The sequence below is a fragment of the Faecalimonas umbilicata genome, from assembly GCF_042846195.1.
GTDB lineage: Bacteria > Bacillota > Clostridia > Lachnospirales > Lachnospiraceae > Faecalimonas > Faecalimonas umbilicata.
This window is the reverse complement of sequence record NZ_AP031411.1, coordinates 1,147,472-1,168,818: the sequence shown is the minus strand read 5'-3', so window position 1 is coordinate 1,168,818 and position 21,347 is coordinate 1,147,472. Positions and strand designations below refer to the sequence as shown.

26 protein-coding genes and 1 pseudogene are annotated in these 21,347 nt (G+C 39.0%); 7 read left to right on the top strand and 20 right to left on the bottom strand.

Going from position 1 to position 21,347, the window contains the following annotated elements; genetic code table 11:
* The first annotated feature begins 3 nt into the window (after positions 1–3).
* Genes ACGG81_RS05565 through ACGG81_RS05545 form a run of 5 tightly spaced genes read left to right on the top strand, consistent with a single transcriptional unit; the run spans position 4 to position 4,258 of the window.
* The gene (locus ACGG81_RS05565; RefSeq protein WP_016439168.1) at positions 4–438 is read left to right on the top strand and encodes a 4Fe-4S dicluster domain-containing protein; all 435 of its coding nucleotides are present in this window, start codon (positions 4–6) and stop codon (positions 436–438) included.
* Between the two features lies 1 nt (position 439).
* Positions 440–1,687, top strand: coding sequence for an NAD(P)/FAD-dependent oxidoreductase (locus ACGG81_RS05560; protein ID WP_016439169.1), 1,248 nt, complete (start codon positions 440–442; stop codon positions 1,685–1,687).
* Between the two features lies 1 nt (position 1,688).
* The gene (locus tag ACGG81_RS05555; protein WP_390110024.1) at positions 1,689–2,411 is read left to right on the top strand and encodes a glutamate synthase; all 723 of its coding nucleotides are present in this window, start codon (positions 1,689–1,691) and stop codon (positions 2,409–2,411) included.
* An 18-nt stretch (positions 2,412–2,429) separates the two neighbouring features.
* On the top strand, positions 2,430–3,641 hold the full coding sequence (locus ACGG81_RS05550) for a glutamine synthetase family protein (protein WP_390110022.1): 1,212 nt from the start codon (positions 2,430–2,432) through the stop codon (positions 3,639–3,641).
* Between the two features lie 32 nt (positions 3,642–3,673).
* Complete coding sequence (locus ACGG81_RS05545; RefSeq protein WP_270196680.1) at positions 3,674–4,258, top strand: ANTAR domain-containing response regulator; 585 nt, start codon at positions 3,674–3,676, stop codon at positions 4,256–4,258.
* A 134-nt stretch (positions 4,259–4,392) separates the two neighbouring features.
* Here the strand turns inward: ACGG81_RS05545 and ACGG81_RS05540 are convergent, their stop codons facing one another.
* The 15 genes and pseudogenes from ACGG81_RS05540 to ACGG81_RS05470 form a co-directional block, all read right to left on the bottom strand.
* A complete protein-coding gene (locus ACGG81_RS05540) occupies positions 4,393–4,764 on the bottom strand; it encodes a hypothetical protein (protein ID WP_270196679.1) in 372 nt (123 codons plus the stop codon).
* Positions 4,764–5,345: a hypothetical protein gene (locus ACGG81_RS05535; RefSeq protein WP_320852386.1), complete on the bottom strand. Its 582-nt coding sequence runs from the start codon at positions 5,343–5,345 to the stop codon at positions 4,764–4,766. Before ACGG81_RS05535 ends, ACGG81_RS05540 begins: the two co-directional genes overlap by 1 nt.
* A 17-nt stretch (positions 5,346–5,362) precedes the next feature.
* Positions 5,363–5,461, bottom strand: a complete 99-nt coding sequence (locus ACGG81_RS05530; protein WP_270196677.1) for a hypothetical protein — start codon at positions 5,459–5,461, stop codon at positions 5,363–5,365.
* Positions 5,458–5,745: a hypothetical protein gene (locus ACGG81_RS05525; RefSeq protein ID WP_390110018.1), complete on the bottom strand. Its 288-nt coding sequence runs from the start codon at positions 5,743–5,745 to the stop codon at positions 5,458–5,460. Before ACGG81_RS05525 ends, ACGG81_RS05530 begins: the two co-directional genes overlap by 4 nt.
* Before the next feature lie 82 nt (positions 5,746–5,827).
* Entirely contained in the window at positions 5,828–6,181 is a 354-nt protein-coding gene (locus tag ACGG81_RS05520; RefSeq protein WP_016439175.1) for a hypothetical protein, read from the bottom strand.
* Between the two features lie 120 nt (positions 6,182–6,301).
* The gene (locus ACGG81_RS05515) at positions 6,302–6,754 is read right to left on the bottom strand and encodes a GNAT family N-acetyltransferase (RefSeq protein ID WP_016439176.1); all 453 of its coding nucleotides are present in this window, start codon (positions 6,752–6,754) and stop codon (positions 6,302–6,304) included.
* Between the two features lie 22 nt (positions 6,755–6,776).
* Positions 6,777–7,217 (bottom strand): ASCH domain-containing protein, encoded by a 441-nt coding sequence (locus tag ACGG81_RS05510; protein ID WP_016439177.1) that lies wholly within the window; start codon positions 7,215–7,217, stop codon positions 6,777–6,779.
* A gap of 68 nt (positions 7,218–7,285) precedes the next feature.
* Positions 7,286–7,699 (bottom strand): DUF6560 family protein, encoded by a 414-nt coding sequence (locus ACGG81_RS05505; RefSeq protein WP_016439178.1) that lies wholly within the window; start codon positions 7,697–7,699, stop codon positions 7,286–7,288.
* Positions 7,700–7,777: 78 nt separating this feature from the next.
* A complete protein-coding gene (locus ACGG81_RS05500; protein ID WP_016439179.1) occupies positions 7,778–8,353 on the bottom strand; it encodes a hypothetical protein in 576 nt (191 codons plus the stop codon).
* A 103-nt stretch (positions 8,354–8,456) separates the two neighbouring features.
* Positions 8,457–9,039 (bottom strand): annotated as a pseudogene (locus ACGG81_RS05495) (GyrI-like domain-containing protein).
* A gap of 75 nt (positions 9,040–9,114) precedes the next feature.
* Positions 9,115–9,594: a hypothetical protein gene (locus ACGG81_RS05490; RefSeq protein WP_016439182.1), complete on the bottom strand. Its 480-nt coding sequence runs from the start codon at positions 9,592–9,594 to the stop codon at positions 9,115–9,117.
* A gap of 50 nt (positions 9,595–9,644) precedes the next feature.
* Positions 9,645–10,178, bottom strand: coding sequence for a hypothetical protein (locus tag ACGG81_RS05485; protein ID WP_016439183.1), 534 nt, complete (start codon positions 10,176–10,178; stop codon positions 9,645–9,647).
* Positions 10,179–10,461: 283 nt separating this feature from the next.
* Positions 10,462–10,761, bottom strand: a complete 300-nt coding sequence (locus ACGG81_RS05480) for a helix-turn-helix transcriptional regulator (RefSeq protein WP_270458493.1) — start codon at positions 10,759–10,761, stop codon at positions 10,462–10,464.
* Positions 10,762–10,772: 11 nt separating this feature from the next.
* Positions 10,773–12,659, bottom strand: coding sequence for a heavy metal translocating P-type ATPase (locus tag ACGG81_RS05475; protein WP_009262682.1), 1,887 nt, complete (start codon positions 12,657–12,659; stop codon positions 10,773–10,775).
* Between the two features lie 99 nt (positions 12,660–12,758).
* On the bottom strand, positions 12,759–12,977 hold the full coding sequence (locus ACGG81_RS05470; RefSeq protein ID WP_004799061.1) for a cation transporter: 219 nt from the start codon (positions 12,975–12,977) through the stop codon (positions 12,759–12,761).
* Positions 12,978–13,155: 178 nt separating this feature from the next.
* Between ACGG81_RS05470 and ACGG81_RS05465 the strand changes: the two genes are divergently transcribed.
* Positions 13,156–13,530, top strand: coding sequence for an ArsR/SmtB family transcription factor (locus ACGG81_RS05465; protein ID WP_009262683.1), 375 nt, complete (start codon positions 13,156–13,158; stop codon positions 13,528–13,530).
* A gap of 8 nt (positions 13,531–13,538) precedes the next feature.
* Positions 13,539–14,459: a helix-turn-helix transcriptional regulator gene (locus tag ACGG81_RS05460; protein ID WP_009262684.1), complete on the top strand. Its 921-nt coding sequence runs from the start codon at positions 13,539–13,541 to the stop codon at positions 14,457–14,459.
* 69 nt (positions 14,460–14,528) lie between these two features.
* Here the strand turns inward: ACGG81_RS05460 and ACGG81_RS05455 are convergent, their stop codons facing one another.
* The 5 genes from ACGG81_RS05455 to ACGG81_RS05435 form a co-directional block, all read right to left on the bottom strand.
* Positions 14,529–14,942 (bottom strand): EamA family transporter, encoded by a 414-nt coding sequence (locus ACGG81_RS05455; protein ID WP_009262685.1) that lies wholly within the window; start codon positions 14,940–14,942, stop codon positions 14,529–14,531.
* Between the two features lie 244 nt (positions 14,943–15,186).
* Positions 15,187–17,286: an FtsX-like permease family protein gene (locus ACGG81_RS05450; RefSeq protein WP_009262686.1), complete on the bottom strand. Its 2,100-nt coding sequence runs from the start codon at positions 17,284–17,286 to the stop codon at positions 15,187–15,189.
* Positions 17,273–18,031, bottom strand: a complete 759-nt coding sequence (locus ACGG81_RS05445) for an ABC transporter ATP-binding protein (protein WP_390110011.1) — start codon at positions 18,029–18,031, stop codon at positions 17,273–17,275. The genes ACGG81_RS05450 and ACGG81_RS05445 overlap by 14 nt, the downstream gene beginning before the upstream one ends.
* Before the next feature lie 100 nt (positions 18,032–18,131).
* Complete coding sequence (locus tag ACGG81_RS05440) at positions 18,132–20,657, bottom strand: ABC transporter permease (protein WP_009262689.1); 2,526 nt, start codon at positions 20,655–20,657, stop codon at positions 18,132–18,134.
* Positions 20,644–21,339, bottom strand: coding sequence for an ABC transporter ATP-binding protein (locus tag ACGG81_RS05435; protein WP_009262690.1), 696 nt, complete (start codon positions 21,337–21,339; stop codon positions 20,644–20,646). Before ACGG81_RS05435 ends, ACGG81_RS05440 begins: the two co-directional genes overlap by 14 nt.
* Between the last annotated feature and the right edge of the window lie 8 nt (positions 21,340–21,347).

The following is a 21,347-nucleotide window of genomic DNA, read 5'->3' as shown; positions in this document are numbered from 1 at the left end:
AAAATGAAACGAATCTATGTAAAAGAAGAATGGTGTCTCGGATGCCATTTATGCGAATATAATTGTGCTTTTGCCAATTCCGGCAAACCAGATATGACAGAAGCATTAAAAGGAAAGCCAATCTTTCCTCGTATCCATATTGAAGAAGGCGAAAAAATCTGTTACGCCGTTTCCTGCAGACACTGTACCGATCCATTATGCATAAAAAGCTGTATTGCAGGTGCAATCTCAAAGATTGACGGAGTTGTCCATATAGACCAGAACAAATGCGTGGGATGCCTTACCTGTGTTCTGGTCTGTCCATATGGGGCACTGGCACCGAATGAAAAAGGCATTATGCAAAAATGTGAACTTTGCATTGCTAATACCTGCGGTGAACCAGCCTGTGTAAAAGGCTGTCCGAACCGGGCAATCGTCTATGAAGAAAGGGGTGAGTAGAATGGCTCAATATGTTGTGATTGGAAATGGTGTTGCTGCTGTGGGCTGCATTGAAGGTATCCGAAAAGAAGATGCAGCGGGCAAGATCATCGTAATTTCAGAAGAACCGCATCCTGTATACTGCCGCCCACTAATCTCCTATTATTTGGAAGGCAAAACGAATCTGGAGAAAATGGCATATCGTGATAAGAATTTTTATGAAAGAATGGGATGTGAAGTTCTCTATGGAAAGAAAGCTGCGCAAATTGATCCTTCCACAAAACAGATAGCCCTAAACGATGATACCGTGATTCCTTATGATAAACTCTGCATTGCCACTGGTTCCTCTCCTTTTGTACCTCCTTTTACGGGTCTGGAATCAGTGGAACAGAAGCATTCCTTTATGACGATAGATGATATGCTGGAACTGGAAGCTTCCATCAATGAAAATTCGGATGTGTTGATCGTAGGTGCCGGTCTCATCGGTTTAAAATGTGCCGAAGGTTTAAAAGACCGTGTTTCCAGTATTACGATATGCGACCTTGCAGACCGTGTGCTTTCCAGTATCCTTGATGCTGACTGCGCAGCTATAATGCAAAAACATCTGGAACAAAATGGAATTAACTTTATGTTAAATGACAGTGCAATATCTTTCGATAAAAATACTGCTTTTATGAAAAGCGGAAAAACCGTTCGTTTCGATGTTTTAGTCCTTGCTGTCGGTGTTCGTGCAAACACTTCTTTGATAAAAGGAATTGGTGGTGAAGTGAACCGTGGCATTTTAATCAGCAACAAAATGGAAACTTCCATTCCTGATATTTATGCCGCTGGCGACTGTACGGAAGGCGAAGACATTTCGTTCCACGATAAACGTGTCCTTGCCATTTTGCCAAATGCTTATATGCAAGGAAATTGTGCTGGCATCAATATGGCAGGCGGTTCTTCTGTTTTCGATAAAGGAATCCCTATGAACTCCATCGGTTTCTTTGGATTACATGCCATGACCGCCGGAAGCTACTATACCGCTGAACAGGGCTGCGAACTGTATGAGGAAAAGTCAGAAGGAACTTTAAAACGTCTGTTTACCAGAGGTGACTATTTAACCGGATTTATCCTTATCGGGGCAACTGAACGGGCTGGAATTTATACTTCTTTAATCAGAGAACGTATTCCTTTAAGTTCCATTGATTTTGAAATGTTGAAAAAAACTGCTACTTCTACAGCATTTTCCGTAGAAAAGCGTAAACAATTTTTTGGAGGTGTGGTATAATATGAAAATCATTGATGCTACAAATTTAGATTACAGAGCTGTAAATGAAGCATTGCGTGGGACAGACAACGACTGTACGATTGAAGGCTGTTGCGGTCAGAGATTCATTGCTGCCGGTATGTCTGATCGGAATCTTACAATCAATGGAATTCCGGGAAATGCACTGGGCGCATATTTAAACAATGCCAATATTACCGTAAATGCCAATGCTCAAGATGCAGTAGGCGACACCATGAATGAAGGGAAGATCCTGATCCATGGCAATATTGGTGATGCCGCCGGATATGCCATGCGCGGCGGCAAAATTTATGTACAAGGTAATGCAGGATACCGTGCCGGAATTCATATGAAAGCGTACAAGGAAAAGATTCCAGTCATGATCATCGGTGGGTGTGCCGGAAGCTTTCTTGGGGAATATCAGGCTGGCGGCGTAATTATCGTCCTTGGACTTCACACAGACGCCAAACGTATCGTAGGCAATTTCCCATGTACCGGAATGCACGGCGGTAAAATGTTCTTGCGCGGCAACTGTGAGGATATCCGCTTTCCGGAACAGGTAACTGCAAGATGTGCAGCCCCAGAGGATTTAGAGGAAATCCAGGAATATCTGTCCGAATACTGTGCAGACTTCGGATATTCTGTGGACGAACTTTTATCCGCTCCTTTTACAGTCATTACACCAGACAGTAAAAACCCATATAAACAAATGTATGTAGCAAATTAAAAGAAAGTAGGTAGGCTTATGAAGTATTCAAAAGAAGAGGTAATGCAATATGTGCGGGAAGAAGATGTAAAATTCATCCGCCTCGCCTTTTGTGATGTATTTGGCAAACAGAAAAACATATCCATCATGCCGGAGGAACTTCCTCGCGCTTTTGAATGTGGAATTGCCATTGATGCATCTGCCATCGCAGGCTTTGGCGATGAAAACCATTCCGACCTGTTCCTCCATCCGGATGCAGACACACTTATGCCCCTGCCATGGAGACCAGAGCATGGCCGTGTGGTACGAATGTTCTGTAACATTACCCACCCAGACGGAAAAACATTTGAATGTGACACCCGTTCTATTTTAAAAAAAGCAATTCAGGATTCCCAAAACGCAGGACTCCAGTTCTTCTTTGGTGCTGAACAGGAATTTTACCTGTTTACTCTGGATGATAATGGAACCCCGACCCAAGAGCCTTATGATAGCGCAGGCTATATGGATATTGCCCCGGAAGACAGAGGCGAAAATATCCGCCGAGAAGTATGTCTGACACTTGAACAGATGGGAATACAGCCTGAAAGTTCTCACCACGAAGAAGGACCGGGACAAAACGAAATTGATTTTCGCTATTCCGATCCACTGACTGCTGCTGACAATGCCATGACCTTCCAAACTGTTGTGAAAACAATTGCCAGACGTAATGGGCTTTTTGCTGATTTCAGTCCGAAGCCGCTGGAAGATAAACCGGGAAACGGATTCCATATCAATATATCTGTAAAATCCTCTGATAATACAGACTATATGGATTATATAATTGCAGGTATTTTGGATAAGGTTTCTGATATGACTGTGTTTTTAAACCCGACAGAAAATTCTTATCAGCGTTTTGGCAGCAATAAAGCTCCAAGATATATCTCCTGGTCCAGCGAGAACCGTTCCCAGCTTGTCAGAGTTCCTGCTGCTGTAGGCAAATACCAACGTGCGGAGCTTCGCTCTCCAGATCCATCCGCAAATACTTATCTTGCATTTGCCCTGCTGATTTATGCAATTATGGATGGCATTCAGAATAAACTGGAATTACCAGGTCCCGCTGATATGAACCTGTATAAAGCAGATGCAGATACGCTGGCAAAATTTGAGCAGCTGCCCGGCGATTTTAAATCCGCATGTGCTGCAGCCATAAACAGTAATTTCATAAAAGAACATATACCAGATGCTATCTTAGATATTTATTGCAATAAATAATTCAAACCAACGAAAAAAGGAGGAGGTGTAAAATGAGTTTAAGAGAACGTTTTTACAATATACTCATCGTGTCTGCAACAGATAGTTTCACCTCTGCCTTTGCTGACCTGCTCCCCGAAACAAGATACTACCCTATCCATAATGTTACAAGTGTCAGTGCCGCCAAACGGGCACTTGCCGAAAAAACATTTGATTTTGTTATCATCAACGCCCCTTTGCCTGATGATGTGGGTACTCGTTTTGCAATTGACACCTGTACTACCAAACCGTCCGCTGTGTTGCTTTTGGTAAAAAGTGATGTTCATGCCGGTATCCACGATAAGGTTGCTGAGTACGGCGTCTTCACTTTGCCAAAGCCAACCTCAAAACCAACTATGCTACATGCCCTTAACTGGATGGAAAGTGCCAGAGAACGACTAAGACAATTTGAAAAGAAGTCTCTGTCCATCGAAGAAAAAATGGCTGAAATCCGTCTGGTCAACAAGGCAAAATGGATTTTGATCAGTGAACTCTCCATGAGCGAACCTGATGCTCACCGTTACATAGAAAAACAGGCAATGGATCGCTGTATTGCAAAGCGAACCATTGCCGAAGAAATCATCAAAACTTATACTTAATCCCCTTTTAACCTTGCAATGGTAAAACTTCTCCCTTTCTATCTCCATTGCGTTCCACTTGAAGGATACACTCCGTACATAATGGTGTGCATTCTTTTTCATTTATCGACTCTTACCAATTTGTTTCTCTTATTTTATGCTTCTGATGCCTGTACTTCTTTCGGTAAGACATCATCACGAAAACCCTTAAATACTGGCTGTCTTAGCGAATTAATGAGATTGGGCATATATTCCACAACACATACATGGTTCGTCTTCACCCAGATTACATCATGTTCCCCAATAGGCATCAAAAGGAATGGATTCTTGCCAGTCACTTCCAAAGTATCTATTGCTTCTTTTGTCACGCCAGATGTTACATACCCTCTGAAAATCAGTGTATTACCTTTGTATTTTGCCAGAACAAGGCTATACATATGTCCGCCTTTTTTGATATATCCTGCTACTACAAAGTCCTCGTCTGCCATCCGTTTGAATTTGATCCAGTCCTTCGTTTGTTTCCCCATCAGATAAAAGCTGTCTTTTCTTTTTGCAACAACGCCTTCCAGTTTGCTCGCCTCTGCGCCATATAAAGCGCAGTCCCCGAACCTTCCACATATCTGGACACCGATATTCTCGAATCCTCATTCACAATCCGGGATAATTGTTCTTTCCTGTCCATCAGGGGTGTCCATATCAGTTCTTTTCCTTCTATATAAATGCAGTCAAAGGCAACGAAGGATGCCGGATAGCGCAATGCTTCCATCTCTATCTTGAATTTGTCTGTGAGCAGCGTCCTCTTTTGCAGGCGATAAAAATCTAGAACTCCATTTGTCAAAACAACGATTTCGCCATCTAATATGCATCGTCCTCCTACATTTTTACTGATTTCTTTCAGTTCTGGGAACCGTGGGAGCATTCGTATATTGCGTTTATTACGAAGATCCACCATACCGTAATCTATATAAGCCAGACATCGGAACCCATCCAACTTCATCCTTGGAACGCTCTTAGGAATGGCAGCAATCTCATCATAATAAAACAAGGTTTTAACAATAATCCCTTCCTTTGTAGGGTACAGCACAAGAAGTTTTTCATTTGTTCCCATCACTATTTTTGCGATTGCTACCTTTTTTGTGCTAAAAGTGCCTGCCTTAACAATTCATACGCTTTCTCCGCCCCTGTATCCGGAACTGCATAGTAATCCTTTTCATAATAAATCATATTAACTTCTGCCATCTTTGCAAACTGCAGAATATGTATTGGATATTATTACCGTCATAGTTTCCAAAACGCTTCATGACAGCAGCTCCCCCACCGACAAATACAATCTCTGTCACTTCAAGGTTGTAGCCATGCTCCAAAAGAATATTGTAAACCTTATCTACATAAGCTCTGAGGCATTCTTCCACGATGGTCAGATACTTCTGAGGAAGTCTCTCATGTTTTCCGGTTCTCATAATTTCCTGTATATCTTCCTCCGAAAGCTCCTTACCATACTGCCTCATACATTCCTCGTTGATTGTCCTCATGCACTTAATCAAGCCTTTCCTGATTGTGATGCACTCAGCTTCATTCGGTGCAGAATCTTCAATGGGCATAATGTCGATAGTCCAGCTTCTCTGCTCCAAATCTTGTAAGAGGCAACCCTACGGATAAGAGAATATTTGCATTTCTCATTCCTCGTCTGTTTAACTCTTTTGCAATCTCCGCCAATGTGAGAATGTAGAAGTTATCATTTTCTACCTTCAAATCCCTTACCTCAAGTTGCTTACCGCCTACCTTGTAATAGGAACCGTTAAACTCTACTACATTATTGTAAAATGCAGGTTCCGTTGTAATTTCCTTTACTCCGGTTGTAAATACCTGACTAACTGTTTCATTCCAGACCAGCCATGATCCACACCGACAACAGCCATTGCCACAAGCAATGCAAATTAACATATATATCCTATAGTTGATAATTTACAGAGTCCTCATATTTCCAAAAGCTTAAATCCAATAACATAATGCTCTTTCCTATCATATGTATTTGCTTTGCAAAAACTGGGATTTGTCAGTCTGTTATAATTCTTTTACCATTTGCATTTCTTTGAATTGCATACCCAAGAATGTATATTCAACCTCTTTGATTTCCTCAAATCCGATAGACGCATACATTTTGCGTGCCACTGTATTTTCCAATGATACACTGATATACAGTTTGTCAGCATTATGTTTTTCTTTGAAGTAATCAAGAAATGCTCGTGCTGCCATTTTTCCATAACCTTTTCCTTGAAACTGCTTACCAATCATAAAACGACTCATAGACCATCCAGAAAAAGTATCGTCATAATCATACAGCACAAATCCCACCATCGTTTCTTTGTGGTAAATGCCCAAAGTATAAAGTACATCCTCGTAAGCTGCCTCAACCAATGACTGTTTATTGTCTGCGACAAATCCCTCTTGGCTGTCATCAACGGTCAACGATATACAATCCCAGTAATTAGATTTGTCAATTTTTCTAAATTCCATTTTTAACTCCGCTCCTTCATACTTACTCTTTGAAAACGACAGAAAATTCTTCACATACAACTTTCATATCAGAAGTGAATTTCAGTCCTACTTCATTCAGACATTCGGCAAAGAATTTTTCATGCACTTCTCGCCAATAATCTAAAGATTTATCTCCTTCACCTTCTTTATATGCGTGTTCTGCTGTTACCTCGCTAAATGGGACAACAGTCACTTTATGGGTTTGAATAACGCATACGCCATTGTCGTTAGAGTCTAAAACAACACTATACGCTCCTACTTTTGGCAAAGGTTCATTTTCCAATTTGTACAGAGGATAAGCTGAAGCAGTAGCTGTTTTCTCTCCAATCACTACTAAATGAGCAAGTAAATCTGCTTCAATGCCAAATGCAAATGCCCCATACCCACAATCTGAAAGATTGTTATTTCTGATAAAGGCTTCCCAAAGCTCTTTTCCCGTCATAATAATACCTCCCCATCAATTCAAATTTTTAATGCTTCTTATTCTAAATATAAACTATAAGATCTTTGTCATTTATACTTATTTACCCAAGAAGATTTTATAGGTATTTTTCTCCTTTTTATATCTGCCATAAATTCTTCTTTGTCGATATTACTGTCAATGGTAAATAATTTTTGTCCTTTGACATAGACACATATAGAACCTTTCTTTCTCTCACATTGCGTAATATCTTCAAAACGAAAAGTTCTCTTTCTCCCAAAAGTTGAACGCCATGTAATTTCATCTTCGTTCACTTCGAGTTTCCACATCATCATATTCACTGATCCAATGAAAGAAATCGTAAAAAAGATACTAAAAGTGAGTGGCGGAAATAAATCATCTTGTTGAATAGCACTTGCTACCGCAGCCAACCCGAACAGAAATACAGCTAAATATGGTATAGTCTGTATAAATATTTCAAAAAGTGATTTTATAACTCCCATAGTTATCACTCCACCGTTTCTTTTTATTGTTAAGGAAAATAACGAGGTAAACCGTTTCAAATAGGAATGCATTTCATTTTATCCTGCCGTAACCGGTCCTCTGCCCTCACGTGAAAATACAGCCATGTCCATGTGCATAACCGCCAAAATAACCCATTCAAGTTCTAATTCCAAATCTAATTTTTCGATTACATATACTGAATTGTTAGAATTTTTTTCAATCTTTGCAACACATTGATGCTCTATATTCTCTATTGTCCACAAATATTTTTTTAGAGGACGAACCAAATCTGTATTTCCTGGACAACAAAAATATTTTTTATCATTGATAACAAAAAAATCACGTTCATTTTTGTTTTTTGAAACCCCGTAAAAAAATGCTTTGCCAACTTCCTCTTTATCTTTGTATATTTTGTATTTTAATTCTAAGAAAAAAGCTTTCGCTGTATTAACGATAGGAATGTAATCTAATACTCTGTAATTTCTATTTGTTTGTTTCCATTCCCATATATGTTCATCAACTATTTTCCATTCAAATCTTTCTGTAGTATCCCTATAATTTGTATAACCTACTAATTGAGGCTTTTCTCGTATATAAAAGAGATGTTCATATTTTCGATTTTTCTTCTCTTCTTTTCTTACCAGTGTGTACATTTTTCCTGCCTTCTGAAATCAAATAAACTTCAACAAACATTATTTTACATTATATCATTCTTTTTCTGTTATCTAATAAACCTTATAAAGTAGAAAAAATTTCTCACACCTTTTTAATGGGATGCCGAATAACTGTTTTCCACTTTTCCGGGGCAACTTTTCTTGCATCTGACATATAGATCTCGTGATGCAGCCGCTCCCCATTAATGTCATTAACATAACCATTCTGTTCTATATACGCGTCCATCAGTACCACTGTTTCAGGTTCCTTGTCAAAAGAACCTAGGTGCATAATCTGAACGCATAATCCTTCATTAACCGTCAGAAATTCTGCTGAGGAACAATCGATTTTTTTCTTTTTACCCGCTGTCTCTACCGCCCAGGCAAAATCTGCTTTGGAAACAAAATCCGGCAAACGGATAACGGTCCTGTCACCAAAAGCCTTCCAGCGGCGGGACTACATATTCAAAAAAGCCCCCAATCTTATATTCTGTTTTATAACTCATTTTCAGAATATATGCCACGGCATATAGTATACCGATTGCCTGCTGATATGCCCCATTTTCTTCATTTGGATCTCCCGACCCTCTCACTGCAATATAATTCATTTTCGGCACATCTACAATCTGCGGCTTATTCTTCGGCATATAATATTCCTTATATTCTTTCTTAAAATCAAATGCCATAACTTCCTCCTTCAAGCTTTAATTAATTCAACCGTTTTTACAAATTTGTTGTGTTTATAAGAAAACACTATCTGACTATTTGCTCTCTATTACATCCTCAATGATTTCAAAAGCTCCGTTCGCAAAATTTATTTTTCTCTTGTCTAATAGCTTTCCGTTTTGCGAAACAGATACAGAAGCTATATGTAATTGATCTTCCTTTGTTGGATCCGAGTTTCCCATTGAAGTTGTCCACTCTACATCAATGTCTGATTTTGTGATACTTGTGTCAGATTCCACTTCATATTGCAATGGTTTGAAAAATGCTGAAGTGGATTTTGAAGTCACTATAATCACATTATCGCTATTTTGATAGATTTCTACTGTATGATAGACAACATCTTTTTCATTTTCAACATAATCCTTATTTGGGGAAATTGTTTCCTCAAAGATTCGTTTGCCCTTGCCGATCGCCCCTGAATCTTCTGATTCTTTGGAAGAACAACCTGTTGTTCCCAACGTACATAAAACTAGAAAAAATACCGCCAACATTACTTTGAAATATTTTTTTCTCATGATAGCTACTCTCTTTCTGCAAATTTTCATCTTCGTGTTGATGAAAATTGTTATTCTATACGAATATTGACTGGTCTCACTATAAGTTCCCCAGCACCTTCTACCTCGTACCATTTTCCTCGTTCTAGATGAAGTGTTTCTGATACCCCAGATGTAATATAATCGATTTCATAAGTTTTCCCAGTTTCAACATCTGTAAATCTGACCTCTGTATCAACAGTACCATTTACTTTTACTCTTCCATTAACAGGTTGTATTTGCTCACTCTTTACTGTTTCGTTACCTGAAAGTGTAAAAGTATGCACTCTGATATAACTGTTATAACTTATCCCAACAATAATGATAGCAAGTGGAATGGCAATTCCCACTACTCGTTTCCATCTGTTTTTCATTGCAGCACACCTCCTCGTAAGAAAAAAGATGTTTTCAATAATCCATTTTGTTCCCTCAATACTGAGATGAGGTTCTTTTACATATGGACGCAACATACTTCTTTGTGTAGTAATGCTGGAACTTTCACCCTGTAATTCATCATCTCGGCTCAACCTAAGATAAAGTGTAGTATTGTAAATCTGTTGTTTCATGTCAGTTATCCTGCTTTATAACTAACCATATTTACAATACCTGCTTGTAAGTAAAGTATAACATGGGTTATTTTTCACATTCAATCTATTTCTTACAACTGCACCGATTTTATGCGATTGCCTTCTTTGTCTTCCTCTGTTTCCAATTCCACACTTGTTATTTTTCTTTTGAAATCAACTTAAAAACGGCGGAAAAATCTAAAAGATTTTCCCACCGCCGTGTCTGGAGCACTTCGCCTTTCTATTCATTTTTTATCTCTATCATCTTATTTAAAGCTGAATACTACAAAGAAAACTCCTTATCAAATAAAGTCTTACACTTTTCAATAGTATTTTGTAAATATTCATCTTGTAACATATAGTAAATATATTTTCCTTGTCTTTGACTTTTTACTATACCATTAGCTTTTAATATATTTAATTGGTGGGAGACTGCTGAATGAGACATCTCTAATTCTTCCGCTAATTCTCCAACACATCTTTTTGTTTTTAATTCAAGCACTATCCTTAGTCTTGTAAAATCTCCCAGCGTTTTGAAAAATTCCACCAATTGCAAGCAATCTTCTATAATAAGTTTTTGCATTTTCATCTAAATTATAAATTATGCACTCTTAATGCTCTAATAGCATTTAATATTGCAATAATCATGACACCAACATCTGCGAAAATAGCAAACCACATATTTGCAATACCTATTGCACCTAGTCCAAGACATGCAAATTTGATAACCAATGCAAAGATGATATTCTGATATACAATTCTAAGGCATTTTCTCGAAATCTTGATTGCTTTAGAAATTTTTAGTGGATCATCATCCATAAGAACTACATCAGCAGCTTCAATTGCCGCATCAGAACCCATTGCACCCATTGCAATTCCAATATCAGCACGAGTCAATACAGGTGCATCATTAATTCCATCTCCGACAAAGGCTAGTTTATCTTTCTCTGCTTTTGTGGAAAGTAGTTCTTCTACTTTTAACACTTTATCTGCTGGAAGTAATTCGCTGTATACTTCATCAATTCCAAGTGATTGTGCCACTTGGTCTGCCACACGTTTTGCGTCTCCTGTAAGCATTACTGTTTTTTCTACACCAGCTTTTTTCAATTCCGCAATAACTTCTTTTGAATGTGGTTTTAATATATCAGAAATTACGATATGTCCAGCATATTCTCCATCGATTGCCATGTGAATGATTGTTCCAACGCTATGGCAATCATAATAATCCACACCTATTTGTTTCATAAGTTTGCTGTTTCCAGCAGCCACCTCATGACCGTCTACTTTGGCAATAATCCCATGTCCGCTGATTTCCTTTATATCAGAAACTCTACTACGGTCTATCTCTTTCCCATAGGCTTTTTGCAAACTCTTACTGATTGGGTGAGAAGACGCACATTCTGCCAAAGCAGCATATTCCAAAAGTTTCTTTTCTTCCATCTCGTTGTGATGAACAGCACTTACTTCAAATACTCCTTGTGTCAAAGTTCCTGTTTTATCAAACACTACATACTTTGCCTGTGATAAAGTTTCCATATAATTAGAACCTTTAATCAACACACCTTCTTTACTAGCACCACCGATACCAGCAAAGAAGCTAAGTGGGATACTGATAACCAATGCACATGGACAGCTAATTACAAGGAAAGTCAGAGCTCTGTAAATCCACACTCCCCATTGTGCTGTTTGGCCTAAAAACAACATTTGTACCAATGGTGGTAATAATGCCAATGCCAATGCACCATAACAGACTGCAGGAGTATATACCTTTGCAAATTTAGAAATAAAGTTTTCTGATTTGGATTTTCTTGAACTTGAATTTTCCACAAGCTCTAAAATTTTTGAAACTGTGGATTCACCAAATTCTTTTGTTGTTTGAATTTTCAAAACACCAGTCATATTGATACAACCACTAATGATTTCATCGCCTTGTTTCACGTCACGAGGTAAACTTTCACCTGTTAATGCACTTGTATTAAGGCTAGATGATCCCTCTATTACAATACCATCTAACGGAACTTTTTCTCCTGGCTGCACAACAATTATGCTATCAACACCAACTTCATCAGGATCTACTTTTTCTAATTTTCCATTGATTTCTATATTTGCATAATCTGGACGAATATCCATCAACGCACTAATATTTTTTCGACTTTTTCCAACGGCATAACTCTGGAACCATTCTCCAATCTGATAAAACAACATAACTGCGATTGCTTCATTGTAATCTCCACTCCTAGAGTAAATTGCTAATGCAAAAGCTCCTATTGTTGCCACTGCCATTAAGAAATTTTCATCGAAAACTTGTCGATTTATAATTCCTTTTCCAGCTTTCTTTAAAATATCATAACCGATTATTAAATATGTTGCCAAGTATAGAACTAATTTTGCAATGCCTGTTACCTGTATTAAATTCAATACAATTATCATAACTGCAGCAATAATAATTCTTGTCAACATTTTTTTCTGCTTTTTGTTCACAGCCCATTCCTCCTCGTATTTATTTTATATATGTTTAATCATTCATATGATCTTTTTAAATTTGCACCCCTTTTGCTTTTACATAGGGGTGCATTTTTTCTAAAGTTCAATCTCACAATCTGGCTCTACTTTTTTACAAGCCTTTAATACATCATTCATAACTGCTTTTGGTTCTTTTCCATCTTCAAACTCCACAATCATTTTTTGTGTCATAAAGTTTACAGTTGCATTTGCTACTCCAGCTGTCTTTTTTGCTGCATCCTCCATAAGATTTGCACAGTTTGCACAGTCAACTTCGATTTTGTAAGTTTTTTTCATGATAAATATCTCCTTTCGTGATTGCTATTTAAACTTTCATTTAACAATTAAGCACTTGTTTAATCGTTGTAGCTATAGTATAATTCTGTTGTAGCCTAAAATCAATAGAGATACGTGATTACCTGCTAAACGGGCGAAACACATTTCTAAATAGAGCAAAAAGAAAGGAAAATTGTCTATGTCTTATACGAAGTTACCACATAACCATCATAACGAAACAGATCATACTGCGTTATTAGAACAGCTTGATGATATCCAACACTTTCAAATCGTTTCAGAATTATTTAAACAATTAAGTGATCCTACACGTATTCGTTTATTTTGGCTTTTATGTCATTGTGAGGAATGTGTCTTAAATATATCTGCAATGATGAAAATGACAAGCCCTGCCATATCCCATCATCTTAGAGTACTGCGAAACAAAGGATTGATTTCTAGCAGGCGCATAGGAAAAGAGGTTTATTATAAATCATCAAACACAGAACAGAGTATATTGTTACATAAAATGATTGAAAAAGTTTTAATGATTACATGCCCTGAACATAAGGAGTAAATAATATTATGAACAACGAAATCGTACCATTAGAAAAAAGTGATCAAGAATTTTCTCAGAAATATCATCTCGCTAGTTATGATTTATATGAAGGTATAAATCTTGCTTTTATGTCATTGACTGGCAGAAAACAAACTGATACACATGAGCCATTAAAACATATATTAGAAATCAATTACTGTCATAAGGGAAGAATTGGGTGGAAAATGGCCAATAGAAATAGCATTTATTTAGGTGAACACGATTTTTCATTACACACAATGGAATATTGTTCTGCTTCGATAATAACTTTACCTAATGAATACTATGAAGGAATCAAAATTTATATTGATTTAAATATCCTTTCAGAAAAAACACCAGAACTGTTAAAAAATACTGGTATTACAGGAGAAAGTATACTTAATAAATTTTGTAAAGATGGAAATTTTTCAGTTTTCATTGGCAATGAAGAAACTGACGCTATCTTTTCAGCATTCTATCATCAGCCAAAAGAATTTCAACTTGCATACTGGCGAATAAAGGTGATAGAACTCTTGCTATATCTAAGTAAATTATCTATTGATGCAGAAAACAGATTATCTGAATATCAATCTGAACAAGTTGAAATTATTCGCAATATCCACAAATACCTTTTAGATAATCTGAGCCAGCGAATAACAATAGATGAAATGGCATGTAAGTATCTTATCAATCCTACTACATTAAAATCTGTCTTTAAAGATGTATATGGTACTTCTATTGCCTCACATATAAAAGAACACAGAATGAAATTTGCAGCCCGTTTGTTAATGGAAACACCAAAAAGTATAAAGGAAATTGCAAAAGAAGTAGGATATGAAAGCCAAAGCAAATTTTCTAAAGTTTTTAAAGAATATTACAAAGTTTTACCGACAGAGTATCGAATGTTTCACTCAAGCAAATTAAAATAGAATTGATTGGCTATATAACAGCTTTCAACCAGTGTTTTGAATGAATACCTAATATTCTTTCATATTTAATTACAAAACCATCACTAATGTTCCAACACCAATTAAAATACACCCTATCAAAGATTTCATTGTAAATTTTTCGTGCAAGAAAATAAAGGCAAGTGCCAAGGTAATGACTACACTTAACTTATCAATTGGAACAACTTTTGAAGCTTCCCCCATCTGTAACGCTCTGTAATAGCATAACCAGGAAGCTCCCGTAGCCAATCCGGATAGAATCAAAAATACCCAGCTTTTTCGACTGATTTCTGATAATCCGCTTTGTGTATGAGTCAAAAATACCATTCCCCACGCCATCATTACCACTACAACAGTTCTTATAGCCGTGGCAAGATTAGAATTTACTCCATCAATACCAATCTTAGCCAGTATCGAGGTCAATGATGCAAATATTGCTGATAGTAGTGCAAATATAAACCACATAAATTTCATCTCCGTTTCACGCTTACAGATTTGCGGCTTCTTTATCAAAAATTATACCATACACAAAATAAACCGTCACTCTTTTTTGTACCTTTTTCATATATTGTAGTAACAGATCTTGACAGTGTCTTATCCTTCTCCTGACAAGAAAAACCCGGTCAGGGATCTGCCACTACATACCGCAGATACATCCTTGACCGGATTTTTTTCTTCCTTATTGTAATTGTATACAGTTTTAAGAGCTTTACAATTTTAATATTTCCCTTAGCTTTTTCAATGACATCCGGTAAACAATCAGCTGGTAAATACAGATTATAACTGCAAATCCTACTGTACATCCAAATGACATCCACTCCGTACTCTGGATTCTTTTATCATTTCCGATATAGATGATCATCAGAAATGAGAGGATCAGAAACAGTCCGATTGCCGTCGGAAGCACAAAGATTTTCCGGAGCTGGCTCTTGATACAGCGCATGATATAAGTATTTTTCGCACCAAGTTTTCTCAAATCGTCAAACATTTTCTGATTCTGCACACCGATCGTAACGCTTCGTGTATAAGCGATGATGCCGATTGCTGCCAGGCAGATGCAGGAGACATAGAGAAATGTCAAGATCATAATTCCACTCTCGTGAAGATAAGTTTTCATCTGGATCGGTTGAATCTCCGGATTGAATTTCCAGTCATGGTATAAATACGGATTTTCTGGATCCATCGGCTCTGTCATCCGATAGTGATAAGGTTCTCCGGCAGCTTCTGCCCGATCCTCTTCAGCTTCGTTATATGCATTCAGCACTGCCATATCTTTGCCTGCACGTCTGACATACTCTTTCCGAAGTTCGATTGCAAAATCATACACATTTTCACTCTCTTCCACATCAAAGAAGATCTGTTTCATCTGACGCTGTTCTGTCATCTGTGCCGTGATCGTCTGAAAGTCGCTGTCATTTAAAATATAGCGGTGTACATTTGCACGGTAAAACATGCGGTCTTCCACTGTCTTGGCAAATTTCAGATGCAGCTGTGCTCCGGTTTCCTGATTTGTCACAAGATCCATATCGGTATATTTCTCCCAGAAGTTTTCTGTCTGCTCCGGCAGGATAATCTGTGCAAATGTTCCCGGCTCTACCTCCATTTTTGTCCCGGTATACTGCTCATAGACAGATGCACTGATAAATTCTCCATAGGCATATGTCTCATAATAATCTTCGATCAGCTTCCCATCATCTGTCCAGTCTCTCTCGACCCCGGATGTCTGAAGTTCTGCAAGAAAAACTTCCTGATAATCTGTGATCGTCACTCCATATTCGTCTGCCATCACCTCGATGTCTTCCTTCTGGATCTCCTGCTCTGTCTGTCGGTAAATCAGATTAAAATCTACCGGCGTATCTGCCATTGTGCGAAACATCACAAGCTTGTCTGGGATATAGGAGCCTGCGTAGAGTGCTGCACCGGTCAGAAAAGCAAGGATACACATATTCCGGACGGTCTGTCTTCCCTGAAATTTCATCATACTGTTGGAAATCAGGTTATGATAATATTTCTGCGGCTGCTTCCCTCGCTTGTGATAGACGATAAAAAATACAAACAGCATATAGATTCCGACTGCCGCTACGAGATAGACTGCATTCCAGATAGCCGGCATCTGAAATTTCAATAAATTGGCGGTAAGCTGTGGCCCCGCATATCCAAAAAGCAGACCCACCACAAGAAAGATTCCGCCTGCAATTCCATAGCCTTTCTTTACAAGCTGAAGCGGTTCATTTTTTTTCTCTTCATTTAAAATATCCATCAGATTTGTCCGCCTCATATAGCGCGCTGCCATAAAAAATAAGATGAGCACTGTCACCGCCGCAAAGAAAAGACTGATACCAAGTCCCGCAGCCGAAAACATCCTCCGCTCTAGAATATCCTTCAGAAACGTGTGAAGCAGGACCCATATAATTCCAACTGACGCTGCAGCTCCAAGCACGATCCCGAATACGATTCCTTTGCCCAAAGATAGGAAAAGCTCTTTGTACAATTCTTTTTTCAGTCGTTTCTTCGTCATCCCAAGTGCAAGAAACACTCCGGTCTCACGGCTTTTTGTACGGAAAAATAATCCCGCCGCATAAATATTAAAGATTAGGCACCCAAGAACTGCCAGTGCGAAAATCATCATGATCATCTTCAGCGAATCTCCGCCCTCTGGAAATCCTGCCTGCACCACCGGGCTGTACAGTACACAGACAAAGGATGTCACAAGAAAAATCGAAAAAAAGGTACAGAATAGTAACTGCTTATAATTTTTCTTGTTATATCTGCGAAGTTTCAGGAAAATACTGCTGCTACTCATCTTCATTGCCATCACCACCATTAATGATTTTTAATTCTGTCAGAAGTTCATCTAAAAATGTTCTCCGATCCCCGGTTCCGATCAACTCTTTATAGATTTTTCCATCTTTCATGACAATGACACGGTCACAATAGCTTGCCGAAAAGCTATCATGCGTGACCATGAATATAGTTGCATCCAGATTTTTCTGCGCTGCAAGAAATGCTTCAATGACTGCCTCACTAGATCTGCTGTCCAGATTTCCGGTCGGCTCGTCCGCAAGGATCAGAAGCGGGTCATTCATCAACGCTCTTGCCACGGCAGTACGCTGTTTCTGCCCACCAGAAATTTCTGCCGGATATTTGTCTGCAATCTCCCAGATTCCAAACATCTTTAACAGCTTCTTTGCCTTCTTTTCCATCTTTTCGTACGGCGCATCTTCAATCACTTGCGGGATGCATACATTTTCAAAAACTGTCAGTCCGTCTAACAGCATGAAATCCTGAAAGACAAATCCAAGTTCCTGATTACGGATTTCTGCCATTTTTTCTTCTTTTAACTGCGCCAGTTTTTTGCCGTTTAACAATACCTTTCCTTTTTCGTATGGGATAAAGCAGGAAATACAATTTAATAATGTTGTCTTTCCGCTTCCCGACGGCCCCATGACCGCAACAAACTCTCCTTTATGAATCGTAAAATCGACACCTTTTAACACTTCGTAAGTATCTTTTCCAACCACATACGATTTATGTAAATTTTGAACCTCCAGCATGTGCTCTCTCCTCCTCTTTCTTTTTCTAAGAACATCTTATCAAAAGAAAGTTACCACACAGGTACTGAAATGTTACAATCTTGAAACATTGTTGAGAGTTTTACTCTACAGATACGCGGATCCGCTCTACCAGACTTCCACTCTTTTCGATTTTCTGATAGGTCCATACCGGAACTACAATACACACTACGAATAAAATTAGTGTTGCTCCCAGGAAAGGAAGCGCCGGGAACCAGAATTTGGCACCCATATAGTTCATCGTCTGATAGATTGCATAAGTAATTCCAATTCCAACAGTTAACGTCAGGAACAACACCCCGCCTGTATAGAAAATACCTTCCCACACAAGCATTTTCTTCACCTGCCGTTCGGTCATTCCCACACTTTCCATGATCGAGATTTCTTTCTGGCGGCTCTGCATATTTCCGACAGAAGTATTGATATAGTTCATGACTCCTATAATTCCAAGTATCAGAACGATTCCGAATCCGATTTCCATCATGTGCCCCTGTGCCGCTTTTACATTTTCTGCCTGCTCGATTTTAGAATCCCATGAAAAATCAGTTTTATTGGGGCTTTCTTCTATATTAGAAAGAATTGCCTCCTCAGTCTCTTTATGATATTCTTCCGCATAACGAATCCCCACTCTGAAAACGATCGGTTTTTCTGTAAACGCTTTGACTGCATCGTCGATGACGATCATCGTAGGTGGAAATCCAAGAAGCGATACATAATCACCGACATCTGTCATACCTGCGATTTCAAATGTCCGGGTATTTTCCGGATGTACATATTCCTCACAGGAAATCTGCTTCCCGCGCAGCTCCTTTTCATCTAGTCCGAACAATCCATGTCTATATAAAATACAAGTCTTGCCGCTCAAAAATGCCTCCTCATCCACCGGCTGTTCCATTTCTGCATTCAGCGCCCGGAAATCTTCCTCCGTAATCCCTACCAAAGAAGATCCAAAATTTTCTGGATGCTGCTGATATTCTTCCATATCGTCCTCATAAGGAATACTCATCCATGTTTCATAAAACTCCCGCATCCAGACATCTGTTACCTCTTTTTCCCATGGAACGATTGTAGGAACTGTGATAGTTGGAAGTACTTCTTTCACTCCATCTGTTTGACGGATCTCATTTAAGAATTCTTCATTTAAGATCGGATGCACTCCCTGAATCTGTTCTTCTCCTTCTGCGGCACGATTCAAAACCATGTTGTTGATCGTATCATTTTTCAAGACCATATCCAGTCCCATGTAATTATAGGAATACTCTCGCGCCGACTGTGTGTGCAGCAATGTGATCAGACAGAGAAATACTGAAAGACTGGCAGCAAGTGACAGCATAGTCACCATCGTCTTTTTCTTATTCCGTGTCAGCTGTTCCAATGCCATGCGAACAATCAGACTTCCTTTTCGTGTTTTGTGCCTCTTTCTCACACTGGAGACCACACGGTACCCAAGCGCTTCGACCGGCGAGCTTTCCACTGCAATTTTCGTCGGTTTTCTTCCTGCATACCAGACAGTGCATCCAGTCAGCAACACAGTCAATAAAACGATGACCGGATGAAAGGTTACCTGCACTGCTCCCATTTCCTTTCCAGATACGAATGTCTTTACCACGACCGGAATCAGAAAGAAAGAAGTCCCTGCTCCGATCAGAATCCCTGCAAGCATTCCGATACCACCAATCCATAAAAGCTGTTTCTGCATCAACTGCCGGATCTGACGCCCGGTCATTCCAACTGTCTGTAAAAGCCCGTAATACCGGATATTGCCCGCCACAGACAAATACATAATATTGTAAATCAACAGATAGGCACTCAACACTGTAACAAGCGCGATTCCTGCCAGCCCCAGAAAGATTTCGGTTGCATTTCCATACTCATACACATAAAATAGCCGCTGTGATTTTTTAAGTTTCATACTGTCAATAAAAGCCTGCTGCGCTTCATCCGACATCCATTTTTTACAAAAAGAAATATGACAACGACCATAATATACCGCATCCAGCTTCTGCTTGTCACAAAAGGCTTTTGACATATAAAAATTGTCTGTATCGCCGTATCCATCCCAAATACCGGAAATTCGAAAGGTTTTTGCTTCCCTTTTCTCATTGATCTCATACACAAATGTAATTTCATCTCCGATTTTCTTGTCTGAAAACCCACACTTTTTCAGAGCATCTTCTGTCACCATCACCTCGTTTTCTTCAACTGGATAATGACCTTTCACAAATTTTCTGGCAGGTGCCATCATTTTCTTCCAGTAAGTATCATCTGCATACAGCAAACCGACTCCCGGTGTCTTGTCCGCCTCCGTTTCTGCGACTACACCTGACACCATTACAACACCATAATGCTCTACAGTTGGATTTTCTTCTAAAATCTCTTTCTGTTCTTCTGAAATTCCATACATGATCGCGTCAAACTCAGCCCCGTTCAAACGGATATTCTGTTGTCTCTGCATTTTTAAATAGGTAGCTCCCACGGTAAAAACACTAAATAGCAAAAATGAAGACAACATGATTGCCAGAATCATGGAGAAGCTGCGTCTTCGATTGCTTTTCAAATTGTTCTTTGCCAGCCGTTTCACAACAGCCTGATTGTTATTCTTCAGCATAGAACTCACTTCCTTTCACAATCTTTCCATCCTCAATCCGCACAATTCGGTCCGCCATCTGCGCAATGTCATTGTCATGGGTGATCAAAACGATCGTCTGCCGAAACTGCTTTGCGACAATTTTCAGTAAGCCCAGCACATCATGACCAGTGGCTGTGTCCAGATTGCCGGTCGGTTCATCAGCAAGGATCAGCGTCGGCTTACTTACTAATGCCCTCGCAATCGCCACCCGCTGCTGCTGCCCGCCAGAGAGCGTACTCGGAAGTGCTTCCCGCCTTTCCTCCAACTGAAGCAGTTCCATGATTTCTTGTACAAACTCCTGATCCACACGCTTCCCATCCAGTTCGATTGGAAGTATAATATTTTCATATACGTTCAGATCCTGCACCAGATTATAACTCTGAAATACAAATCCTATTTTTCGGCGGCGGAATATCGCAAGCTGTTCTTTCGTAAGTCCTGCCAGATTTTTACCTCCTACAATCACACTCCCACTTGTAGGCACGTCCAGCCCTCCGATCATATGCAGCAATGTGCTTTTCCCGCTTCCGGATTTCCCGATAATTGTTACAAATTCTTCTGCCTTCACCCGAAAATCCACTCCATCCAAAGCCTTTACCGTATTCGTTCCCTGTTGATAATATTTTTTCAGATTTCTTGTTTCCACAATATAATTTTCCATCTACTTTC